Below are 19,717 nucleotides of genomic sequence, written 5' to 3'. Positions count from 1 at the left end.
GGGCAAAGGCGCGCTCTTCGCGCGCCGTGCCCAACATCTCTTTGCTATAGGAAAGAATTGGTGGGCACGCTGCCGCTTTGCCTACCCTACGACGGCGTCACTCACCATTCGCGTTCTTGAATTCCTTCGCGACCTTGTCGAGCACGAACAGCGATCCCTCCGCGACGCCGAAATAGGCGCCGTGGGTCTGCATCTGGCCTGATTCCACGGCCTTGCGCACGAACGGGAAGGTCATCAGGTTTTCCAGGCTGCGGAACACCGCGGCCTTCTCGATCCGCTCGACGAACTGCGCCATGGTTTCGTGGTCGCGCTGCTCCACCACCTCGCCGGGCTTGATGAACATCTGCATCCATTTGCCGATGAAGTCGCCCGGCGTCAGCGGCTCGATCTTGTCGACGAAGGCGCGGATGCCGCCGCATTGCGCGTGGCCGAGGATGACGATGTGCTTCACCTTCAGCACCGTCACGGCATATTCCAGCGCCGCCGAGACGCCGTGGGCGGCGCCGTCGGGCTGATACACCGGCACCAAATTGGCGATGTTGCGGACGACGAACAATTCGCCCGGCCCGACGTCGAAGATCACCTCGGGCGAGACGCGGCTGTCGCAGCAGCCGATCACCATCACTTCCGGGAACTGCCCCTTTACCGACAGCTCGCGATAGCGGCTCTGCTCGGTCGGCAGCCGCTGGGTGGCGAAGGCCTTGTAGCCTTCCAGCAAATGCTTCGGGAATGTCATCATGGCCTATGCCTAATCATATACCGCTGGAGCGAACAAGCCTTTCGAATGAGCAGGCCAGATGCTATCGGCTCCGGCCACAATAGGTTCGAGGAAACCGGAAGGAACGCACGCATGACCCGCCCGCGCCGCAGCCATCTGTTCATGCCCGGCTCCAATCCTCGTGCGCTGGAAAAGGCGCGTCACCTCGCCGCCGACGGCCTGATCCTGGACCTGGAAGATTCCGTTGCCCCCGACGCCAAGGCCATGGCGCGCGACGGCATCGCCGCCGCGATCGCAGCCAAGGGTTTTGGCAAGCGCGAGATCCTGATCCGGACCAACGGCCTCGATACGCCCTGGTGGGCCGACGACGTCGCCATGGCCGCCAAGGCCTCGCCTGACGGCATTCTGGTTCCAAAAGTTTCAAGCATCGAGGATCTCGACACCATCGGCCTCCGCCTCACCGAGCTTGGCGCCGCGCCGACGGTGAAGGTCTGGGCCATGATCGAGACCGCGCGCGCCGTGCTGCATGCGGAGGAGCTGGCCGAGGCCGGGCGCGATCCGTCGCGGCGTCTCTCCGGCTTCGTGTTCGGCCCCAACGACATCTCGCGCGAGACGCGGATCAGGATGCTGCCCGGCCGCGCCGCGATGCTTCCGATGATCACGCATTGCATCCTGGCGACGCGCGCTCACGGCCTCGAGATCCTCGACGGCCCCTACAGCGACATCGCCAACCCCGACGGCTTCGCCACCGAATGCGCGCAAGCCCGCGATCTCGGCTTCGACGGCAAGACCCTGATCCATCCTTCGCAGATCGACGCCTGCAACGCGATCTTCACCCCGCCCGAGGAGGAGGTTGCGCGCGCGCGAAAAATCATCGCGGCGTTCGAGCTGCCGGAGAACGCCTCGCGCGGCGCGATCCGCCTCGATGGTGCGATGGTGGAGCGCCTGCACGCCGACATGGCCAGGCGCACGATCGCCATCGCGGACGCGATCGCTGCGATGGGGAAGGGTTGAGGCGGCTTCGCTGCGAATTCAGCGGCAGCGTCGCCGCGTCACTGCCGTCTTCTCGCATTCCTCAGCGTTTCGGACGGCAGCTCGCCGACGGCTTGCCGATATTCCGAGGCGAAGCGGCCGAGATTCTGGAAGCCGCATCTGAACGCCACGGCAACGACGCTGGTCTGCTCGTCGGGCCGCCGCAACAGCTCCGCGGCCCGCTGGATCCTGAAACGCCTCGCGCACTGGCCGGGTGATCCCCGTCCGGCATCGGAGAACTCGCGGAAAATCGTCCGCACGCTCACATTGGCAATCCTCGCGAGCTTCTCCAGGTCGAGAGGCTCGTCCCAATGCGCCTCGATATAGGATTCCACGATGTCGACGACGGACCGGTTGGCGCCTGGTACGGGGCGCAGCAGCCGGTCGGTAAAATTGTGCTGGTGCGCCAGAAGGACTCGGACCATCAGCGCCCGCTCGAGCTCGGCGATGGCGATGGGCGAGTAATCCCGTCCGAACTTCTCAAGCTCATCGGCAAACCTGAAGACGTCCTGACGCACCTGCGTCATTGCCGCCGGATCCGCTTCGTCTTCCGTGAAACGCAGTGTCGCGTCGCTGCTGTCGCCGAGCATTCCCTTCAGCAAACGCTCGAGTGCGTCGGCCTCCATTCTCAGCACCAGCTGGCGGTAGCCCGGCGCAAAGTCGAGATCCAGCCTGGCTTCGCCGGAGACGATCGGACTCCAAGCCGAGATCGGCCGGCCCTGTCCTTTGGTCCTGAAAGTCGCGGCACCCTGAATGGAGAAGAACTGGCGGAGGATCGAGGATTCGGGAAAGGACAGCGACGCTGCACCTTCATACGCGCAGAAGGCGATACCGATCGATTGCAAGCGGGCAAAGTTGGCCTGGATGCCGAACTCACCGCCATGCTTTTCGAAGCGGTCGGCGCCATACGTGGCGAACAGCCGGTCGCGTGCGAACTCGCTGTCGCGGGACTGAAGCAATGGATACCGGTCGAGAAAAGAAACGGAGCCCAAATCAGAAACCTCTGACGAGAGAAGTTAGTGCATCGCCATTCGGGCGCTACCAATTGGAAATTGCATCGATGTCGCCAGGCGCAGCTTGAGTCTTCCTGGAGCGCGCACTTGCATCGGATGCGACAAATTGTCTGGACCTGTGCACATGCCCGGTCGCGCAGGGAAGGATGATTGATCGATGCACATCGTTGCCGAATACCGATAGCGATCTTAGGCCGGCGTTCGCAATTCAAGGCCTCGGCGTGTCAGCAAGGCTCCGGATGTCTCCGGCCGGTTAATCGCACTGGCAGAATCCGGCCATTGTGTCTTCGATCGGACAAATACTCTGATAATTCGATTCGTATACCTCCTGCATGGTGCGGGGTCGCGGAGCGGACGAACGATTGTCCGCACGGGATTCCGAGTCAGATCATGAATATTGCAACGGTCTGCACGCGCACGCGCTGCAGACGAGCATCAATTTCGGAGCTATCAAAATGTTCGGCCGTAAAACCCGCCCCGATGCCCAAGCCCGGATTGATGCGATCGGCCGCTCGCAGGCCATGATCGAGTTCAACCTTGATGGCACGATCGTCACGGCCAACAAGAACTTCCTCGACGCCCTCGGCTATCGGCTCGACGAGATCCAGGGCAAGCATCATTCCATGTTCGTGCCGGCCGACCAGCGCGACAGCGCCGAGTACAAGGCGTTCTGGGCCGGATTGAACCGTGGCGAGTATCAGGCGCGGGAATTCAAGCGGATCGCGAAGGATGGCCGCGAGGTCTGGATCGAGGCATCCTACAATCCGGTGCTCGACGGCAACGGCAAGACGGTGATGGTCGCCAAGATCGCGACCGACATCACCGCGAAGAAGATCCGCAGCATGACGGATGCTTCGAAGATCGCCGCCATCGGCCGCGCCCAGGCCGTGATCGAGTTCAGGCTCGACGGTACCATCGTCAGTGCCAACGAGAATTTCTGCAAGGCGCTCGGCTATTCGTTGTCCGAGATCGAGGGCAAGCACCACAGCCTGTTCGTCGCCGAGGCCGAGCGCAACGGCGCCGCCTATCGCGAGTTCTGGGCCAAGCTCAACCGCGGCGGATACCAGTCCGGCGAGTTCAAGCGCATCGGCAAGGGCGGCCGCGAGATCTGGATCCTCGCCTCCTACAACCCGCTGCTCGACGAGACCGGCAAGCCCTTCGGCGTCGTCAAGTTCGCGACCGACGTGACCGCGGAGAAGCTGAAGAACGCCGATCTCGCCGGCCAGATCGCGGCGATCGACAAGGCCCAGGCCGTGATCGAGTTCAACATGGACGGCACGATCATCACCGCGAACGCCAACTTCCTCGGCGCGCTGGGCTATTCGCTGGCCGAGATCAAGGGCCATCATCACAGCATGTTCGTCGAGCCCAGCGAGCGCGACGGCAGCGCCTATCGCGAGTTCTGGGCGGCGCTCAACCGCGGCGAATACCAGGCGGCCGAATACAAGCGCATCGGCAAGGGCGGCAAGGAGGTCTACATCCAGGCCTCCTACAATCCGATCATGGATCTCAACGGCAAGCCGTTCAAGGTCGTCAAATACGCCACCGACGTCACCAGGCAGGTGTTGGTCCGCATGGGCAACGAGCGCGTGCGCGGCATGATGGAATCGGTCGCCGCGGGGTCGGAGGAGCTCAACGCCTCGGTGCGGGAGATCTCCGAGGCGATGACCAAATCGCGCGAGACCGCGATGAGCGCGGTGGATCAGGTCGCCACCGCGGACGCGCAGGCGCAGCGCCTCACGGAAGCCGCGCAGGCGATGAGCGGCATCGTCGAGCTGATCAACAACATCACCGGACAGATCAACCTGCTCGCGCTCAACGCCACGATCGAATCGGCGCGCGCGGGCGAAGCCGGCCGCGGCTTCGCGGTGGTCGCCTCGGAGGTCAAGAGCCTCGCCAACCAGGCCAAGCAGGCCACCGACAAGATCGGCGCGGAGATCGGCAGCCTCAACGGCATCTCCGGCGACGTCGTCAGCGCGCTCGGCGCGATCAAGCAGGCCATCAACAACGTCAGCGAATACGTGACGTCGACGGCCGCGGCGATCGAGGAGCAGAGCACCGTGACGAACGAGATGTCGACCAGCATGCAGCGCGCGGCGGCGGAAGCCGCCGCGATGGCGGCGCGGGCTTGATCAAGCCGCCACGGATATCCAGGATGCAGTTGCGGCCGCCGATGCCTGGTGCGGCCGCATTCCTGTGATTTAGATCACACAATCCGGGAGGTTGCTTCGGTAAATCTGCGTCGCTTAATTAACGCTCCCAGTCCTCGATATCGCGCGTGGGCTTTCATATGCTTCGCAAATTACTTTATTGCCTTGCACTTCTTGTTCTCGCCGGGCCTGCAGCCGCCAACGACCGCGTCAAAGCCGAGTCGAACGCTGCGATTGCCACAGCTTCCGAGGCGATCCGGCGAGATTCCCGGGACGCGAACGCGTATTACAACCGCGGAAACGCTTATGCCGCCTACGGCGATGCCGACCGCGCCATAGCCGACTACACCGCGACGATCCGGCTCGATCCGGCGCACGCGAATGCCTATTACAATCGCGGCAATTCCTACAGCAGCAAGGGCGATACGGAGCGTGCGATCGCGGACTATTCGGCGACGATCCGGCTCGATCCCACCTACGCGAACGCCTATTACAACCGGGGCAATGCCTACAGCAACAAGGGCAACACCGATCGCGCCATCGCTGACTATACCGAAGCTGTGCGCCTGCAGCCGACCAATGCGAACGCGTATTTCAACCGCGGCAACGCCTATGGCCGCAAGGGGGAGACCGATCGTGCCATCGCCGACTACACCGAAGCGATCCGCGCGGATTCCACCTATGCGAACGCCTATCTCAACCGCGGACTGGTCTACGAGAAGCGCGGCGATTTCGCCAATGCGAGGGCCGACTTCAACGCCACGCTTGGCCTCAGAAATACCGCCACGAGATGGGCCCTGGACAAGGCACGGGAGCGGCTTGCCGTCCTGCCTTCGCCGCGACCGGCAACGATCCTGGTGGAGAAGAGCGGCGTCGCTCCGCTTGTCGCGGTGCCCGGGGCTGCGAACACGGATCGCCGCATCGCTCTCGTCATCGGCAACGCGGCCTATGAAAACGTCGCCGTCCTGCCAAACCCCGTGCGCGATGCAAGCCTCGTCGCCGACGTGCTGAGGCTCACCGGATTCGAAGCCGTCACGCTGCTGACCGATCTGCGCAAGGATGCCCTGGTGAATGCCTTGCGCGAGTTCGCGGCACGTGCGGAGACGGCGGACTGGGCCGTCGTGTATTATGCCGGACACGGCATGGAGGTCGGCGGAATCAATTATCTCATCCCGACGGATGCGAAGATCGCGGCGGATCGCGAAATCGCGTTTGAAGCCGTGCCGGTCGATCAGGTTCTCAATGCTGCGGAGCGCGCCAGGAAGCTGCGCCTCGTCATCCTCGATGCCTGCCGGGATAATCCGTTCGCAGCCCAGATGAAGCGCACGATGACCGTCGCGTCGCGTTCGGTGTCGCGAGGTCTCGCCCCCGTCGAGCCGGAGGCGGGCACGCTGGTGGTCTATGCCGCCAAGGATGGCGAGACCGCGCTCGACGGCGACGGGAGCAACAGTCCGTTCGCAGCCGCCTTCGTCAAGAACGTTCCGACGCCGGGCCTCGAAGTCCGCAGGCTGTTCGACTTCGTTCGCGACGACGTCATGGAAGCAACCGGCCGCAGGCAAAAGCCGTTCAGCTACGGCTCGATCTCTGGCCGGCAGGACTTCTATTTCGTCGCCGGCAAATAAGTTCCTACGCGACGCGCCTCAGCGCGGCGCGACGTCGGTGCGCTCGAGCGACTCCAGGGTCGAGGCATTGGCGCAATAGTCGTGGTAATGCTCCGCGGCGGTGCCGTCGGCGAGATCGCGGTCGCACTGTCCCTTGTGGTTGCACAGCGAGCACACCCGCTCCAGGTCGCGGAGCAGCAGCGGCTGCGCGCGGCCGAGGCCATCGGCGCTGATGCCGAGCTGTTCCAGCATCTTGGGCAGCTCGTCGGCAGAATGCTTGCCGTGGCGGACCAGCTCCTCGAGATCGTCGGGCGCGATCCGCAAGTCGTTCGCGATCCGGTCGAAATCGGCGCGATCGAGCTGACGCATCTCGCTGATCTCGCGGCGGTGTTTCAACCAGTCGGCAAAGGACTCGATGAGATCCTGGACGATGGGATAAGGCCTGCTTGCGGTGCTCATGGAAAGCTCCTTCGGACGGCGGAATTGGAGCGAATTAAGCACAATGTTGCAGGGGCGCGTTGCGCTGGATCAAATTGGGGGTGGTGAAAAGCGGTCTCGTGTCCGGGACGCGCTGCAGCGTGCAACGCTGCTGCGCAGAGCCGGGACCCATCTCACCGCTGTGCTGGGCCCCGGCTCTGCAGCGCACCGCTGAAGAAGCGCTGCGCTGCGTCCGGGCCACGAGAGCTACGCAAACCGCTCCGTCGCCCAGGCATACAGGCTGCCCGGAATCGGCTTTTCGCCGCCACGGCCCTTGGGCGAGATGTGCAGGCCGATGATCTCGGGGTTGGTGACGAGGCCGAGATAGCTGGAGGGATCGAAGAACAGTTTCGGCTCGGCATGCACGGCGTAGAACGATTGCTTCGGCAGCGCGCATGCCAGCTCGCCGGTGCGGCGCGCCAGCGCGGTCAGTGCCGCGGGCCCGTAGATCGCGACGCGAATGTCCGCGAGGCGATTGGAGCCGCCGCGCAGGCGGCGCATCATGAAGGTGACGCGGTGGCGCACGGAGAGCCAGTCCGGCGTCAGCTCCTCCTGCTCCATCAGCTCCTCGAAGGCGGCGACGATGCCGTGCCCGGGCGGCAGATAGATCACGGAATTGCCGAGCTGGCGCGGCCGCTCCCAGGCGAAGTAGGGCTTTGCCGGATCGATCTCCACCGGCTTGAGCAGCAGCACGTCGGCATCGAGCCAGAGGCCGAGGCCCTTCGCCATCAGCTTCATGCGGAAGAAGTCGCTGAACTGCAGAATGGTCCAGTCGCGCCAGCTGCCGTCCGGCTGCGGCGGCCGCAGCCGTTCGGAGAACGCGTGCGGCAGGATCGCCTCGGCTTCCGCATTGGCGACGCCCGCCGGCAGGCCGGGAATGGGATCAAAGCTGTAGACCGTGACCTTGTGGCCGGCAGCGAGCTGCGAGCGCAGACAGGTCTGGCGCAGTGCGTCCATCGGGCCATGCCAGAAGGTGACGATCTCGGGCAGCATGCGGCGAAGCTATAGGGATAACGAAGGCAAAGAAAAAGAAAAAGCCCCGGCGCTGACCGCACCGGGGCTCGAAGCAGAGAGCGATCTCAGGCCCAGGCGCGTTCGCGCTTGAGCTTGTCCTCGTAAGAGTCGATCGAGGCCTTCTTCTCCATGGTGAGGCCGATGTCGTCGAGGCCGTTGATCAGGCAGTGCTTGCGGAACGGATCGATCTCGAACTTGACCTTGCCGCCGTCGGGGCCGCGGATCTCCTGGTTCGGCAGGTCGATCGTCAGCGTCGCGTTGGCGCCGCGCTCGGCGTCGTCGAACAGCTTGTCGAGGTCTTCCTGGGAGACGCGGATCGGCAGGATGCCGTTCTTGAAGCAGTTGTTGTAGAAGATGTCGCCGAACGAGGTCGAGATCACGCAGCGGATGCCGAAGTCGAGCAGCGCCCAGGGCGCGTGCTCGCGGCTCGAGCCGCAGCCGAAATTGTCGCCGGCCACCAGCACCTTCGCGTTGCGATAGGCGGGCTGGTTGAGCACGAAGTCCGGGTTCTCGCTGCCGTCGTCCTTGTAGCGCTGCTCGGAGAAGAGCCCCTTGCCAAGGCCGGTCCGCTTGATGGTCTTGAGGTACTGCTTCGGAATGATCATGTCGGTGTCGACATTGATGATCTTCAGCGGCGCCGCGACGCCTTCCAGCGTGGTGAACTTGTCCATGGTTGCGCTTTCCCGGGTGGGTCTGGAGGAACGGGTATTTATCGCGATCGGGGCGGGAATCCTAGGGCCGAAATCGGCAGGGCTAGTTTGCTTGACGGGGTCAAGCCACGGAGGAGGTGCGCTCCCTCTCCCGCTTGCGGGAGAGGGCTGGGGTGAGGGTTCTCTCCTCTGGGGGATTGTCCCGTTGCAGCGACACCCTCTCCCCAACCCTCCCCCGCAAGCGGGGGAGGGAGCGCACCTTCAGTGCGGCTACCACCCGTCACTCCGCCCGCGCCTCGATCGCTTCCATATCGCCGTCCGACAGACCAAAATGGTGGCCGATCTCGTGGATCAGGACGTGGCGGACGATGTGACCGAGGCTTTCGTCGTGCTCGGCCCAATAATCCAGGATCGGCCGGCGGTAGAGCCAGACCATGTTGGGCAGCCGCGCCACGTCGCCGAGGCTCTGCTGCGGCAGGCCGACGCCCTGGAACAGGCCGAGCAGGTCGAACTCGCTCTCGCAGTCCATCTCGTCCAGGACCTCCTCGGTCGGGAAGTCGTCGACGCGGATGATCACGCCTTTGCAGAGGGCGCGAAACTCCGCCGGCAGGCCCTCGAAAATCTCGTGCGCGGTCGCTTCCATCTCGGCCAGCGAGGGCGCTTTCAATTCCGTCCACATGGGCTTGTCTTAGCGCGGGTTTCTTGGCGATGCATCCCGCTTTATAAGCGCGGCGAGGTTGACGGGCGCCGCCAAAACGGGGAGCGTGGGGCTCGAACAGAGGGTTCAGGTGGACGAAAAAATGCGAGCAAAAACAGCGCTGACGCTACTGTGCATGGGGTTGTTTTCGCAATTTTGCGTCGGCGCGGAGGCGCAGACGGCGGCCCCCGGTGTCAGGCTGGCGCAGGCGGCCTCACCGGACGACATCCCGCCGCCGCGCAAGCGGCCGCCCGCGCGCCTGCGCGTCACACCCTATTACGCGCCTGACGGCGTCTATCCGCGCTACAATCCCGGTCCCGACGCGGTCCGCGTCTGCAACGCGACCTATGTGCAGGAATTTCGGCCGAGCGGCACGGTGATCGTGCCGCGTGTGAGCTGCTACTGGCGCCGCGGCTGAGCCGGCGCGCAGCGCGGGAGCCCGGTGGGGTGATCATGGCAAGATGGACTGCATGGGCCGTTGCTGTCGTGCTTGCAGCCGGCCTGCCGCGTGCTTTCGCGGCTAACAGAGTGGCGATCCCGGAGGCCTCGGCGGGGATCGCGGTTTTAGATGCGCGGCGGCCTGCCCGAACCTACGTCGTGCCGCCCCTCGTGCGCCGCGATCCGCACTATTACGCGCGGCCTGTCCGCTATCGGCCCTATCCCTACGGCGTGCCCGCACCCTTCGTGTTCGGCTACGGCCCGTTCTGGTGAGTTGCTAGCCGGCGAATCCCTGCACCAGCAGCACGGTCGCCTGCGCGCCGGCCTTGCGGTCGCGCGAAATCTCCTCGTAGTCGGGTGAGTTCGAGAAGGCGAGGAAGGCGGCCTCGTCCGGAAACGACATCATGACGAGCTTGTCGTGCGGCCACGCCCCTTCGAGCACGCGCGGATGCTCATCGGCCGCGAGCAGCCGTCCATTGAACTTCCTGAACACATCGAAGAAACGCGCCTGGTAGCGGTCATAGGCCGCGCGGTCGGTCATCTTCAATTGTGCAATCGCGTAGACGGTCATTTCCAAAACTCCTCTCGCCGCCGCACCCTGTTCTTGGAGCGCGCGCATGAAGATCGTGGATGACCGGAATACGCTCGGAACGCGGCTACAGCCAGTCCTTCAGCTTCCACGACGAAGCCTTCCACCGCGCCAGGTTCTCGAACTTCCATTGCTTGAACATCGCCGGCGGCCAGCGGCTGAGCTTCGAGGTCTCCTCGACCTCAGGCTCGGCGACGATGCGCAGCGGCGCGGCGCGCCGGCGATGCTGGCGCGTGGCCTCGCTGATCAGGTCGACATATTCAGGCTTGTTGGCCATCGCTGCGCGTCCTCGCGAAATCATCGCGAGGACGAGAGTGTCAGGCGATCGATTAACGGCGGTTTGCCGCGATCGCTACAATTTGCAGAACTGGCTTAGCGCCAGTCCCTGATATCGACGAAGTGGCCGGCGATTGCCGCCGCCGCCGCCATCGCCGGCGAGACGAGGTGCGTGCGGCCCTTGAAGCCCTGGCGGCCCTCGAAGTTGCGGTTCGAGGTCGAGGCGCAGCGCTCTTCCGGGGCCAGCTTGTCCGGGTTCATGGCGAGGCACATCGAGCATCCCGGCTCGCGCCATTCGAAACCGGCCTTGATGAAGATCTTGTCGAGACCCTCGGCTTCGGCCTGCTCCTTCACGATGCCGGAGCCCGGCACGACCATGGCGTTGACGTGCCCGGAGACGTGCTTGCCTTCCGCGATCTTCGCGGCCGCGCGCAGGTCCTCGATGCGGCCATTGGTGCAGGAGCCGATGAAGATGCGGTCGACCTTGATGTCGGTGATCTTCGTTCCCGCGGTGAGGCCCATGTATTTCAGCGCGCGATGCTTGGAGAGACGCTTGGCTTCGTCCGCGATCTTGTCGGGGTCCGGCACGATGCCGGTCACGGAGACGACGTCCTCAGGCGAAGTGCCCCAGGTCACGATCGGGGGCAGCTTGGCAGCGTCGAGACGCAGCTCGTTGTCGAAATGCGCGCCGTCGTCGGAGCGCAGCTTCTCCCAATAGCGCATGGCCGCATCCCAGTCCGCGCCCTTCGGAGCCTTCGGGCGGCCGCGCAGGAAGTCGAACGCCTTCTGGTCGGGCGCGACGAGACCGGCGCGGGCGCCGCCTTCGATCGACATGTTGCAGACCGTCATGCGGCCTTCCATGCTGAGCGCACTGATCGCATCGCCGGCATATTCCAGCACGTAGCCGGTGCCGCCCGCGGTGCCGATCTCGCCGATGATGGCTAGGATGATGTCCTTGCCCGTGACACCGTCCGGCAATTTGCCGTCGACGGTGACGCGCATGTTCTTCGCCTTCTTCTGGATCAGCGTCTGCGTCGCCAGCACGTGCTCGACCTCGCTCGTGCCGATGCCGTGCGCGAGCGCCCCGAACGCGCCATGCGTCGAGGTGTGGCTGTCACCGCAGACGATGGTGGTGCCGGGCAGGGTGAAGCCCTGCTCGGGGCCGATGACGTGGACGACGCCCTGGCGCTTGTCGAACTCGTTGTAATATTCGATGCCGAATTCCTTGGCGTTCTCGGCCAGCGCCTTGATCTGCTCGATGCTCTCCGGATCGGGATTCGGCTTGGTGCGATCGGTGGTCGGCACGTTGTGGTCGACGACGGCGAGCGTCTTCTCCGGCGCGTGAACCTTGCGCCCTGTGGCGCGCAGGCCTTCGAACGCCTGCGGCGAGGTCACCTCGTGCACCAGATGGCGGTCGATATAGAGCAGGCAGGTGCCGTCCTCGGCTTCGTGCACCAGATGGTCGTTCCAGATCTTGTCGTACAATGTGGTCGGCTTGGACATGAGCGTCAGCTCCGAAGAATGTTGGTAGCGGATGTGCGCGAGTGCGCGCGGGCAACAAAATCGTCAGCGCAGCCTTTCAGGCTGCGCGAATAAGCTCTGACGTTGCCGAGGTCGCGAAGCGGCCGAAGAACCGCCCAGGCAGCCGCGAGCGATCGTCGATGACGATGCGCTTGGCAGGGGCGAAGCTGGTCGGATCTGGAAACATTCTAGAGGCTATATAGCACGCGGAAGTCAAAGCGCGAGAGCCTAGCGGCACCGTCATTGCGAGGAGCCCTTGCGACGAAGCAATCCAGAATCCCGCCGTGGAAAGACTCTGGATTGCTTCGCTGCGCTCGCAATGACGAGGGCGGGAAAGGGGTATCCGCCCAACAAAAAAGCGCGGAGCCGAGCCCCGCGCTTTCGAAACTCGCATGGAGCAGCGAGGCTTACTCGTTGACGGCAGCCTTGGCGTGCTCGGTCTTCTCGACGATGCGGGCCGACTTGCCGCGCAGGTTGCGGAGGTAATAGAGCTTGGCGCGACGCACCTTGCCGCGGCGCACCACCTTGATCGAGTCGATCATCGGCGACATCACCGGGAACACGCGCTCCACGCCCTCGCCGTAGGAGATCTTGCGCACGGTGAAGCTCTCGTTGAGGCCACCGCCGGAACGGCCGATGCAGACGCCTTCATAGGCCTGCACGCGGGTGCGGTCGCCTTCGACGACCTTCACGTTGACGATCACGGTGTCGCCGGGACCGAATTCCGGAATGTCCTTGCCGGCGGACAGCTTGTCGAATTGCTCTTGCTCGAGCTGCTTGATCAGGTTCATGGGTAAATCTCCATCGGCGCGCCCAGCCCTGGAAACGGGGGGCTGCGCAAAATTCGTCTATCCAGCCATTGCGGATTTGGCCGCTCCTATAAGGCAAGCCGGAGCGTTTGTCACCCGTCTGTCTTGTTTTTTGGCGTTTTTTGGCGCCCGGCCCGATTCGCCGGCTTCGGCGGGATCCGGGCCCATAAATCAGGCCGCCGGGCCTCGGTAAGCGCCTCCGATTGCGCCCGCCGCCAGGCCGCGACCTTGGCGTGGTCGCCGGAGGTCAGCACCTCCGGGATCGGAGCCCCCTCGAACAGCTGCGGGCGGGTGTATTGCGGGTATTCCAGCAGGCCCTCGGAGAAGCTTTCCTCGGTTCCCGAGGCCTCCTTGCCCATCACCCCCGGCAACAGCCGGACGCAGGCGTCGATCAGGGCTAACGCAGCGATTTCGCCCCCGGACAGCACGTAATCGCCGATCGAGATCTCCTCCAGCCCCCGCTTGTCGATGACCCGCTGGTCCACCCCCTCGAAGCGCCCGCAGACGATCAGCGGGCCGGGCCCGCAGGCGAGCTCCTGGACACGGGCCTGGGTCAATGGCCGACCGCGCGGGCTCATCAGCAGGCGTGGCCGTTCGGGTCCTGCCTCCGCCGCATCGATGGCCGCCGCCAGGACATCGGCCCGCAGCACCATGCCGGGGCCGCCGCCGGCCGGGGTGTCGTCGACGCTGCGGTGGCGGTCGGTGGCGGAGGCCCTGATGTCCCGCGCCTCGAGCTGCCAGAGCCCGGACGCCAGCGCCCGGCCGGCAAGGCTTACGCCCAGCGGCCCCGGAAACATCTCCGGAAACAGCGTCAGCACGGTTGCGCGCCAGGGGGAGGGATTGGTCATCGGATCTCAGTTCTCGTCATCCCGGGGCGCGCGAAGCGCGAGCCCGGGATCCATAACCACCGCACGTCATTTTGCGATGGCTGGAGCAAACAGCTTAGCGAAAAATGTTGGCCTGTGGTTATGGGTCCCCGCGTTCGCGGGGACGACCCGTGGAGAGAGCTTCGCCCCGCTCCTCCTCGGCCTCGATCTCCTGCGGCAGCGCGATCACCACACGGCCGCCGGCAAGATCGACCTCCGGCACCACCGCGTTCGAGAACGGCAGCAGCATCGTCGCACCCTTGGGCGGGGCGATCTCGATGATGTCGCCGGCGCCGAAATTGTGGATCGCGAGCACGCGGCCGAGCGCATCGCCGTCCGTGGTGACGGCGGCGAGCCCGATCAGATCGGTGTGGTAATATTCGTCCTCGTCCGTCGCGGGCAGCTTGTCGCGCGCGACGTAGAGCTCGATGCCGTTGAGGCGCTCGGCCTCATCGCGGGTCGTGACGCCCTTGAACGTCGCGACCAGATGATCCTTCGCCTCGCGCGCTTGTGCGACTTCGAACTGGCGCTTGCCGTCCTTGGACAGCAGCGGGCCATAGCGCTTCACGGCAAAGGGATCTTCCGTGAAGGTCCACAGCTTGACCGCACCGCGCACCCCATGCGCGGCGCCGATCCGCGCGACGCAGACCAGCGCCGACATGATCCGGCCTTAGCCCTTCGCGGCGGCTTCGGCCTGCGCCTTGCGCTCCTTGCGCGGCACGGCCTTTTCGGGATTGTTGCGCGCTTCGCGCTTCTTGACGCCGGCGGCGTCGAGGAAACGTGCCACGCGGTCCGACGGCTGCGCGCCCTTGGCGAGCCAGGCCTTCACCTTGTCCATGTCGAGCTTGAGGCGGGTCTCGTTGTCCTTCGGCAGCAGCGGGTTGAAATAGCCAAGACGCTCGATGAAGCGGCCGTCGCGCGGGAAGCGCGAATCGGCGACGACGACGTGATAGACGGGACGCTTCTTGGTGCCTGCGCGGGCGAGGCGGATAACGACGGACATTCAGTTCTCCTTCAAAGTACGTTTTGTTCGGTTGATTGATATTTCCGCGTCGCGCGAGACCGGTGCGATCCCGTGCGACGAATTCCTCATTTCTTCTTGCCGGGAAAGCCGCCGAGCCCCGGAAGGGTCGGCTTGCCGCTGAGGCCCGTGAGCCCCGGCACATTCGGCAGGCCCGAGCGAAGACCGGGCGGCAGATCCTTCGGCAGGCTGGGCAGGCCCTGGCCGCCGCCGCTCTGCATCTTCTCCTGCATGGCCTTCATCTCTTCCGGAGACGGCATCTTCATGCCGCCGCCGAAGCCCATCGCCTGCGCGATGCCGGCGAGCGGGCCGCGCTTGCCCGAGCCCATGGCCTTCATCACGTCGGCCATGTTCCGGTGCATCTTCAGCAGCTTGTTGACCTGCTCGACGCTCTGGCCGCTGCCGGCGGCGATGCGCTTCTTGCGGCTGGCCTTGAGCAGGTCGGGATGACGGCGCTCGTCGCGGGTCATGGAATCGATGATTGCGACCTGGCGCTTCAAAATCTTGTCGTCGATGCCGGCGGCCGCGATCTGGTTCTTCATCTTGGAGATGCCGGGCATCATGCCCATCAGGCCGCTGATGCCGCCCATGCTCGACATCTGCGACAGCTGCTCGCGCATGTCGTTGAGGTCGAACTGACCCTTGCGCATGCGCTCGGCGGTGCGCGCGGCCTTCTCGGCGTCGATGTTGGCGGCGGCGCGCTCGACCAGCGAGACCACGTCGCCCATGCCGAGGATGCGGCCGGCGATACGATCGGGGTGGAAATCCTCCAGCGCGTCGGTCTTTTCGCCGGTGCCGAGCAGCTTGATCGGCTTGCCGGTGACGGCGCGCATCGACAGCGCGGCGCCGCCGCGGCCGTCGCCATCGACGCGCGTCAGCACGATGCCGGTGAGGCCGACGCGCTGGTCGAACGAGCGCGCGAGATTCACGGCGTCCTGGCCGGTGAGGCTGTCCGCGACCAGCAGCACTTCGTGCGGATTGGCCGCGGCTTTGATCGCGGCCGCTTCCGCCATCATGTCTTCGTCGAGCGTGGTGCGGCCGGCGGTGTCGAGCAGCACGACGTCGTAGCCGCCGAGCTTGCCGGCTTCCAGCGCGCGCTTGGCGATCTGCGGCGGCTGCTGTCCGGCGACGATGGGCAGCGTCGGAATGTCGAGGTCGCGGCCGAGCACGGCGAGCTGCTCCATCGCCGCCGGACGATAGACGTCGAGCGAGGCCATCAGCACCTTGCGCTTGTCGCGCTGGACCAGGCGGCGGGCGAGCTTTGCGGTGGTGGTCGTCTTGCCGGAGCCTTGCAGGCCGACCATCATGATCGGCACCGGCGGCACGGAATTGACGTCGATGGTCTGGCCTTCGCTGCCCAGCGTATTGACCAGCTCGTCATGGACGATCTTGACCACCATCTGGCCGGGGGTGACCGACTTGACGACGGTGGCGCCGATCGCCTGCTCGCGGACGCGCTCGGTGAAGCTGCGGACCACTTCGAGCGCGACGTCAGCCTCCAGCAGCGCGCGGCGCACCTCGCGCATCGCGGCATCGACGTCCTTTTCGGTCAGCGCACCGCGCCCCGTCAGACGATCGAGAATTCCGCCAAGCCGTTCCGACAGATTGTCGAACAATGAAGTTGTCCTGTTGCTGGCCCCCGGTAAGAGGCGCCGTTATTCTCCGCTGTCATGCCCCGCGCAGGCGGGGCATCCAGTACGCCGCAGCACCTCGGTTCGAGCCGAGCCACTTCGGAGTACTGGATCCCCCGCCTTCGCGGGGGATGACCGCTTCCTCGGGCCAAACGATCTTCCAAACACCTTTGCGCCCGAGGGCGCACAGCGCTGTCGGGCGTTGACCTCCGGCCTCCAGGGCCGGTCGGCGGGTCGAAAAGAAAGCCTTTCCGAGAAAGTGGCGGGGTTAAACGCCGCTCCTGCCCAAAAGTCAAGGAAAGTTAGGGTGCCGGGGCGACGTTGCCAGGGCAAGAGCCTGAAAAGAGGCCCTTTTCGGCTGCCGGTTCCTTTTCGCCGGGAGCCGCCCATATACACTTGATGACCCGCCTCCGTTACCACCGCTGAAACCCCCGTGCCGATCACCCGCCGCCGCCTGTTCGGACTGTTTGCCGGGGCCGGCGCCCTGGTCGGTGCTCCCTCGCTCTGGATGTCCCGCATGAAGACCTATGACGGCCCGGTCTCCGATCATTTCGACGGCCTCACCTTTTTCGATCCGGACGGAGCCCCGCCGAAATCGCTGCGTGAGGTGCTGCGTTGGCAATTGGGCGGCAAGCGCCAGCGTGCGGCATGGCCGGATTGGGCCCCCAGCCCCCACGCCGACACCCCGCCGGAGCGGGTCGACGGCGACAAGGTGCGACTCTCCTTCGTTGGCCACGCCAGCTGGCTGATCCAGGCCGGCGGCCTCAACATCCTGGTCGATCCGGTCTGGTCGATGCGGGTGTCGCCGGTCGCCTTCGCCGGGCCGAAGCGGCACAACGATCCCGGCATCGCCTTCGAGAAGCTGCCGAAGATCGACGTCGTGCTGGTCTCGCACGGGCACTACGATCATCTCGACATCGCGACGCTGTCGCGGCTCACCAAGAATTTTGCCCCGCGCGTGGTCACCCCGCTCGGCAACGACGTCACGATGCGCAGCTGGGATCCCAGCATCAAGGTCGAGGCGTTCGACTGGCATGACCGCGTCGAGCTCGGCAGCGGCATTGCCGCGCATCTGGTGCCGACCCGGCACTGGACGGCGCGCGGCATGTTCGATCGCAACAAGGCGCTATGGGCGAGTTTCGTCCTGGAGACGCCGGCCGGGAAAATCTACGTCGTCTGCGATTCCGGCTATGGCGATGGCCGGCATTTTCGCCGCGTCGCCGAGAAGCACGGCAAGCTGCGCCTCGCCATCCTTCCCATCGGCGCCTACGAGCCGCGCTGGTTCATGCGCGACCAGCACATGAACCCAGAGGACGCGGTGAAGGCGCTGGCCGATTGCGGCGCCGAGGCCGCGCTCGGGCATCACCATGGCACGTTCCAGTTGACGGATGAGGCGATCGATGCGCCGGCGAAGGCGCTGGTCGAGGCTCTCGATGCGGCGAAGATTCCGCAGGAGCGGTTCGTGGCGATGCAGCCGGGACAGGTGGTGGAGATTTAGCTCTCTCCGCATGTGCCCCGGACGCAGCGCAGCACGTCAGTGATGCGCTACTGAGCCGGGGCCCATTTCACCGTAGCATACCGTGCAATTTTCTGGGTCCCGGCCCTGCGCAGCAGCGTTTCACGCTGCAGCGCGTCCGGGACACGCGACTTATTGTTCCTTCGCCTTGATCGCCCAGCTCACGTTCACCGTCACCGACAGCGTCTCCTCGCCCGGTGCGACCGCAGCAGGCGCAGCCATCGGTGCTGTCGCCATCCGCGCCTTGAACAGCGGCACCGGAGCGCCGCCCTCGGATACGCTGAGCGGCGCGCCCAAGGTGACGCCGGTGGCCCTGGCATAGATCTCCGCCTTGCGCCGCGCATCGGCCACGGCCTGCTCGCGCGCATCATCCAGCAGCTTCGAGGCCTGCGTCACCTCGAATGAGATGTTGCCGATGTCGTTGGCGCCGGCGCCGACCAGCGTGTCGATGATGGCCGCGACCTTGGTGACGTCGCGAATCTTGACGGTGACGCGGTTAGAGGCGCGGAAGCCGACCACCGGGGATGCGCCGGTGGATCTGTTCTGGCCGTATTGCGGCTGCAGCGACAGGCGCGAGGTCTGGTAATCCTTCTCGGCGATGCCGGCGCCCTTCAGCGCCAGCAGCACCTTGCCCATCGCGGCGTTGTTGGCGTCGGAGGCTTCCTTCGCAGTCTTGGCGTCGTTGGCGACGCCGGCGTCGATCTGCGCGAGATCCGGCGCCACGGAGACATTGGCTTCGCCGCTCACCGAAATGGCGGACGGAAAATCATCGGCGAGCGCAGGCATTGCCGGCAGCGCGGCGGCAACAACGGCGGCAAGTGATGCGGCAAGGACAGCAGGGTTCTTCATGATTCTCATTTCAGCGGCACGAAAACGTTGATGACCAGCTTGTCTTCAACGGTCTTCAGGGGGTCGGTGAGGTATTCCTCGATGAAGGTGTCCTTGGCTTCCAGCCTCTTGTCGTCGAGGTGATTGGTGATCGCCTCGTAGGTGTTGTCCATGTTGTCGTAGGAGCCGCGATGGACGAACTTCAGCACCTTGCCCTCCGGCGATTTGCCGATGCTCATGTCCTTGGGCAAGTTCTTAGGGTCCTGCTCGACCGGGATCTCGGCCAGGAAGGTGAAGCCGGTGTCGTCGGTCGAGGTGTAGACCACCATCGCATTGCCGGCCGCCTTGATACCCTGCTTGTCCAGGAGCGTGTTCAGCGCTTTGAAGGCGTCGATCAGCGTGTCGAAGGCCGAGTCCCAGTTCGCGGTGCCCTTGACCATCACGACCTTCCTGGCCTCGAGCGTGGCCTCCAGGCCGAACGGATCGGCGGTCTGCACCGGGGGGCCGAGGGTGAGGCGCTGGCGGCGGGCGAGGGCGTTGCGGCAGGTGCCGGCGAAGCGCTGGCTGCTGGCGACGGCGCTGCCGCAGGTGCGGGCGATGCGCTCGCGGCCGGGGAGGGGGTCGCCGACGGAGCCGGCGAGGGACTTGCGGAGGCGGCCGGTGCCGGGCTTGACGTTGCCGGGCTTGGCGTTGCGGGGCTTGGGGTTTGCGCCAGAGCCTCAGGCAGGCCAAGCGACAAGGCCGCTGCCGGGATCAGCGCGGCTAGAGCAAGACGACGAAACCTGAACATTTTATTCTCCCCAAGGCCTTAACCACCAAGGCCTAAATCCGTCCTTGCGCCCGACCGCGCCGTTCTAACACGCGAGTGCG

21 protein-coding genes and 1 pseudogene are annotated in these 19,717 nt (G+C 65.1%); 6 read left to right on the top strand and 16 right to left on the bottom strand.

Features of this window, described 5'->3' with window-relative positions:
• Nucleotides 1-97: 97 nt before the first annotated feature.
• A complete protein-coding gene (locus DCM80_RS11610; protein WP_257179247.1) occupies nucleotides 98-739 on the bottom strand; it encodes a carbonic anhydrase in 642 nt (213 codons plus the stop codon).
• Nucleotides 740-850: 111 nt separating this feature from the next.
• On the opposite strand from DCM80_RS11610, the gene DCM80_RS11605 reads away from it, so the two are divergent.
• Nucleotides 851-1,732, top strand: coding sequence for a CoA ester lyase (locus DCM80_RS11605; RefSeq protein WP_257197078.1), 882 nt, complete (start codon nucleotides 851-853; stop codon nucleotides 1,730-1,732).
• Between the two features lie 38 nt (nucleotides 1,733-1,770).
• Here DCM80_RS11605 and DCM80_RS11600 read toward each other — a convergent pair whose 3' ends face one another.
• Entirely contained in the window at nucleotides 1,771-2,709 is a 939-nt protein-coding gene (locus tag DCM80_RS11600; RefSeq protein WP_257197077.1) for an AraC family transcriptional regulator, read from the bottom strand.
• 509 nt (nucleotides 2,710-3,218) lie between these two features.
• Between DCM80_RS11600 and DCM80_RS11595 the strand changes: the two genes are divergently transcribed.
• A complete protein-coding gene (locus tag DCM80_RS11595) occupies nucleotides 3,219-4,895 on the top strand; it encodes a PAS domain-containing methyl-accepting chemotaxis protein (protein ID WP_257197075.1) in 1,677 nt (558 codons plus the stop codon).
• A 158-nt stretch (nucleotides 4,896-5,053) separates the two neighbouring features.
• Entirely contained in the window at nucleotides 5,054-6,535 is a 1,482-nt protein-coding gene (locus DCM80_RS11590) for a tetratricopeptide repeat protein (protein ID WP_257197074.1), read from the top strand.
• Nucleotides 6,536-6,553: 18 nt separating this feature from the next.
• Here the strand turns inward: DCM80_RS11590 and DCM80_RS11585 are convergent, their stop codons facing one another.
• From DCM80_RS11585 to DCM80_RS11570, 4 genes are all read right to left on the bottom strand, one after another.
• A complete protein-coding gene (locus tag DCM80_RS11585; RefSeq protein WP_257197073.1) occupies nucleotides 6,554-6,973 on the bottom strand; it encodes a hypothetical protein in 420 nt (139 codons plus the stop codon).
• Nucleotides 6,974-7,198: 225 nt separating this feature from the next.
• Nucleotides 7,199-7,984: a capsular polysaccharide synthesis protein gene (locus DCM80_RS11580; protein WP_257197072.1), complete on the bottom strand. Its 786-nt coding sequence runs from the start codon at nucleotides 7,982-7,984 to the stop codon at nucleotides 7,199-7,201.
• 86 nt (nucleotides 7,985-8,070) lie between these two features.
• Complete coding sequence (leuD, locus tag DCM80_RS11575) at nucleotides 8,071-8,676, bottom strand: 3-isopropylmalate dehydratase small subunit (protein WP_027573022.1); 606 nt, start codon at nucleotides 8,674-8,676, stop codon at nucleotides 8,071-8,073.
• Between the two features lie 259 nt (nucleotides 8,677-8,935).
• On the bottom strand, nucleotides 8,936-9,334 hold the full coding sequence (locus DCM80_RS11570; RefSeq protein WP_257178906.1) for a metallopeptidase family protein: 399 nt from the start codon (nucleotides 9,332-9,334) through the stop codon (nucleotides 8,936-8,938).
• Between the two features lie 154 nt (nucleotides 9,335-9,488).
• On the opposite strand from DCM80_RS11570, the gene DCM80_RS11565 reads away from it, so the two are divergent.
• Entirely contained in the window at nucleotides 9,489-9,770 is a 282-nt protein-coding gene (locus DCM80_RS11565; RefSeq protein WP_257197930.1) for a hypothetical protein, read from the top strand.
• Between the two features lie 35 nt (nucleotides 9,771-9,805).
• Nucleotides 9,806-10,063 (top strand): hypothetical protein, encoded by a 258-nt coding sequence (locus tag DCM80_RS11560; RefSeq protein WP_257197071.1) that lies wholly within the window; start codon nucleotides 9,806-9,808, stop codon nucleotides 10,061-10,063.
• Nucleotides 10,064-10,067: 4 nt separating this feature from the next.
• Here DCM80_RS11560 and DCM80_RS11555 read toward each other — a convergent pair whose 3' ends face one another.
• The 8 genes from DCM80_RS11555 to ffh all read right to left on the bottom strand — a co-directional run bounded on the left by DCM80_RS11555 (nucleotide 10,068) and on the right by ffh (nucleotide 16,488).
• Nucleotides 10,068-10,361 (bottom strand): DUF1330 domain-containing protein, encoded by a 294-nt coding sequence (locus DCM80_RS11555; protein WP_028133307.1) that lies wholly within the window; start codon nucleotides 10,359-10,361, stop codon nucleotides 10,068-10,070.
• A gap of 85 nt (nucleotides 10,362-10,446) precedes the next feature.
• Nucleotides 10,447-10,656 (bottom strand): hypothetical protein, encoded by a 210-nt coding sequence (locus DCM80_RS11550; protein ID WP_257197070.1) that lies wholly within the window; start codon nucleotides 10,654-10,656, stop codon nucleotides 10,447-10,449.
• Between the two features lie 95 nt (nucleotides 10,657-10,751).
• The gene (gene leuC / locus DCM80_RS11545) at nucleotides 10,752-12,158 is read right to left on the bottom strand and encodes a 3-isopropylmalate dehydratase large subunit (protein ID WP_257178901.1); all 1,407 of its coding nucleotides are present in this window, start codon (nucleotides 12,156-12,158) and stop codon (nucleotides 10,752-10,754) included.
• Between the two features lie 425 nt (nucleotides 12,159-12,583).
• The gene (gene rplS, locus DCM80_RS11540) at nucleotides 12,584-12,967 is read right to left on the bottom strand and encodes a 50S ribosomal protein L19 (protein ID WP_028133304.1); all 384 of its coding nucleotides are present in this window, start codon (nucleotides 12,965-12,967) and stop codon (nucleotides 12,584-12,586) included.
• A gap of 110 nt (nucleotides 12,968-13,077) precedes the next feature.
• Complete coding sequence (gene trmD, locus DCM80_RS11535; RefSeq protein ID WP_257197069.1) at nucleotides 13,078-13,833, bottom strand: tRNA (guanosine(37)-N1)-methyltransferase TrmD; 756 nt, start codon at nucleotides 13,831-13,833, stop codon at nucleotides 13,078-13,080.
• Nucleotides 13,834-13,951: 118 nt separating this feature from the next.
• Entirely contained in the window at nucleotides 13,952-14,512 is a 561-nt protein-coding gene (rimM, locus tag DCM80_RS11530) for a ribosome maturation factor RimM (RefSeq protein ID WP_257197068.1), read from the bottom strand.
• 9 nt (nucleotides 14,513-14,521) lie between these two features.
• Complete coding sequence (gene rpsP / locus DCM80_RS11525; RefSeq protein ID WP_008133080.1) at nucleotides 14,522-14,854, bottom strand: 30S ribosomal protein S16; 333 nt, start codon at nucleotides 14,852-14,854, stop codon at nucleotides 14,522-14,524.
• Nucleotides 14,855-14,940: 86 nt separating this feature from the next.
• The gene (gene ffh / locus DCM80_RS11520; RefSeq protein WP_257197067.1) at nucleotides 14,941-16,488 is read right to left on the bottom strand and encodes a signal recognition particle protein; all 1,548 of its coding nucleotides are present in this window, start codon (nucleotides 16,486-16,488) and stop codon (nucleotides 14,941-14,943) included.
• Between the two features lie 448 nt (nucleotides 16,489-16,936).
• On the opposite strand from ffh, the gene DCM80_RS11515 reads away from it, so the two are divergent.
• A complete protein-coding gene (locus DCM80_RS11515) occupies nucleotides 16,937-18,001 on the top strand; it encodes an MBL fold metallo-hydrolase (RefSeq protein WP_257197066.1) in 1,065 nt (354 codons plus the stop codon).
• A 150-nt stretch (nucleotides 18,002-18,151) separates the two neighbouring features.
• Here the strand turns inward: DCM80_RS11515 and DCM80_RS11510 are convergent, their stop codons facing one another.
• Entirely contained in the window at nucleotides 18,152-18,868 is a 717-nt protein-coding gene (locus tag DCM80_RS11510) for an SIMPL domain-containing protein (protein ID WP_373569400.1), read from the bottom strand.
• Between the two features lie 5 nt (nucleotides 18,869-18,873).
• A pseudogene (locus DCM80_RS31245) lies at nucleotides 18,874-19,637 on the bottom strand (GyrI-like domain-containing protein).
• Between the last annotated feature and the right edge of the window lie 80 nt (nucleotides 19,638-19,717).

Source organism: Bradyrhizobium sp. WBOS08 (assembly GCF_024585125.1).
Classification (GTDB): domain Bacteria; phylum Pseudomonadota; class Alphaproteobacteria; order Rhizobiales; family Xanthobacteraceae; genus Bradyrhizobium; species Bradyrhizobium japonicum_B.
This window is presented reverse-complemented; position numbering and strand designations above follow the sequence as displayed.

What these genes read in the sequence shown, in the direction of transcription:
- DCM80_RS11610 (WP_257179247.1), bottom strand. Translation starts at nt 739, where the DNA reads ATGATGACATTCCCGAAGCATTTGCTGGAAGGCTACAAGGCCTTCGCC.
- DCM80_RS11605 (WP_257197078.1), top strand. Translation starts at nt 851, where the DNA reads ATGACCCGCCCGCGCCGCAGCCATCTGTTCATGCCCGGCTCCAATCCT.
- DCM80_RS11595 (WP_257197075.1), top strand. Translation starts at nt 3,219, where the DNA reads ATGTTCGGCCGTAAAACCCGCCCCGATGCCCAAGCCCGGATTGATGCG.
- DCM80_RS11590 (WP_257197074.1), top strand. Translation starts at nt 5,054, where the DNA reads ATGCTTCGCAAATTACTTTATTGCCTTGCACTTCTTGTTCTCGCCGGG.
- DCM80_RS11585 (WP_257197073.1), bottom strand. Translation starts at nt 6,973, where the DNA reads ATGAGCACCGCAAGCAGGCCTTATCCCATCGTCCAGGATCTCATCGAG.
- DCM80_RS11580 (WP_257197072.1), bottom strand. Translation starts at nt 7,984, where the DNA reads ATGCTGCCCGAGATCGTCACCTTCTGGCATGGCCCGATGGACGCACTG.
- leuD (WP_027573022.1), bottom strand. Translation starts at nt 8,676, where the DNA reads ATGGACAAGTTCACCACGCTGGAAGGCGTCGCGGCGCCGCTGAAGATC.
- DCM80_RS11570 (WP_257178906.1), bottom strand. Translation starts at nt 9,334, where the DNA reads ATGTGGACGGAATTGAAAGCGCCCTCGCTGGCCGAGATGGAAGCGACC.
- DCM80_RS11565 (WP_257197930.1), top strand. Translation starts at nt 9,489, where the DNA reads ATGGGGTTGTTTTCGCAATTTTGCGTCGGCGCGGAGGCGCAGACGGCG.
- DCM80_RS11560 (WP_257197071.1), top strand. Translation starts at nt 9,806, where the DNA reads ATGGCAAGATGGACTGCATGGGCCGTTGCTGTCGTGCTTGCAGCCGGC.
- DCM80_RS11555 (WP_028133307.1), bottom strand. Translation starts at nt 10,361, where the DNA reads ATGACCGTCTACGCGATTGCACAATTGAAGATGACCGACCGCGCGGCC.
- DCM80_RS11550 (WP_257197070.1), bottom strand. Translation starts at nt 10,656, where the DNA reads ATGGCCAACAAGCCTGAATATGTCGACCTGATCAGCGAGGCCACGCGC.
- leuC (WP_257178901.1), bottom strand. Translation starts at nt 12,158, where the DNA reads ATGTCCAAGCCGACCACATTGTACGACAAGATCTGGAACGACCATCTG.
- rplS (WP_028133304.1), bottom strand. Translation starts at nt 12,967, where the DNA reads ATGAACCTGATCAAGCAGCTCGAGCAAGAGCAATTCGACAAGCTGTCC.
- trmD (WP_257197069.1), bottom strand. Translation starts at nt 13,833, where the DNA reads ATGACCAATCCCTCCCCCTGGCGCGCAACCGTGCTGACGCTGTTTCCG.
- rimM (WP_257197068.1), bottom strand. Translation starts at nt 14,512, where the DNA reads ATGTCGGCGCTGGTCTGCGTCGCGCGGATCGGCGCCGCGCATGGGGTG.
- rpsP (WP_008133080.1), bottom strand. Translation starts at nt 14,854, where the DNA reads ATGTCCGTCGTTATCCGCCTCGCCCGCGCAGGCACCAAGAAGCGTCCC.
- DCM80_RS11510 (WP_373569400.1), bottom strand. Translation starts at nt 18,868, where the DNA reads ATGAAGAACCCTGCTGTCCTTGCCGCATCACTTGCCGCCGTTGTTGCC.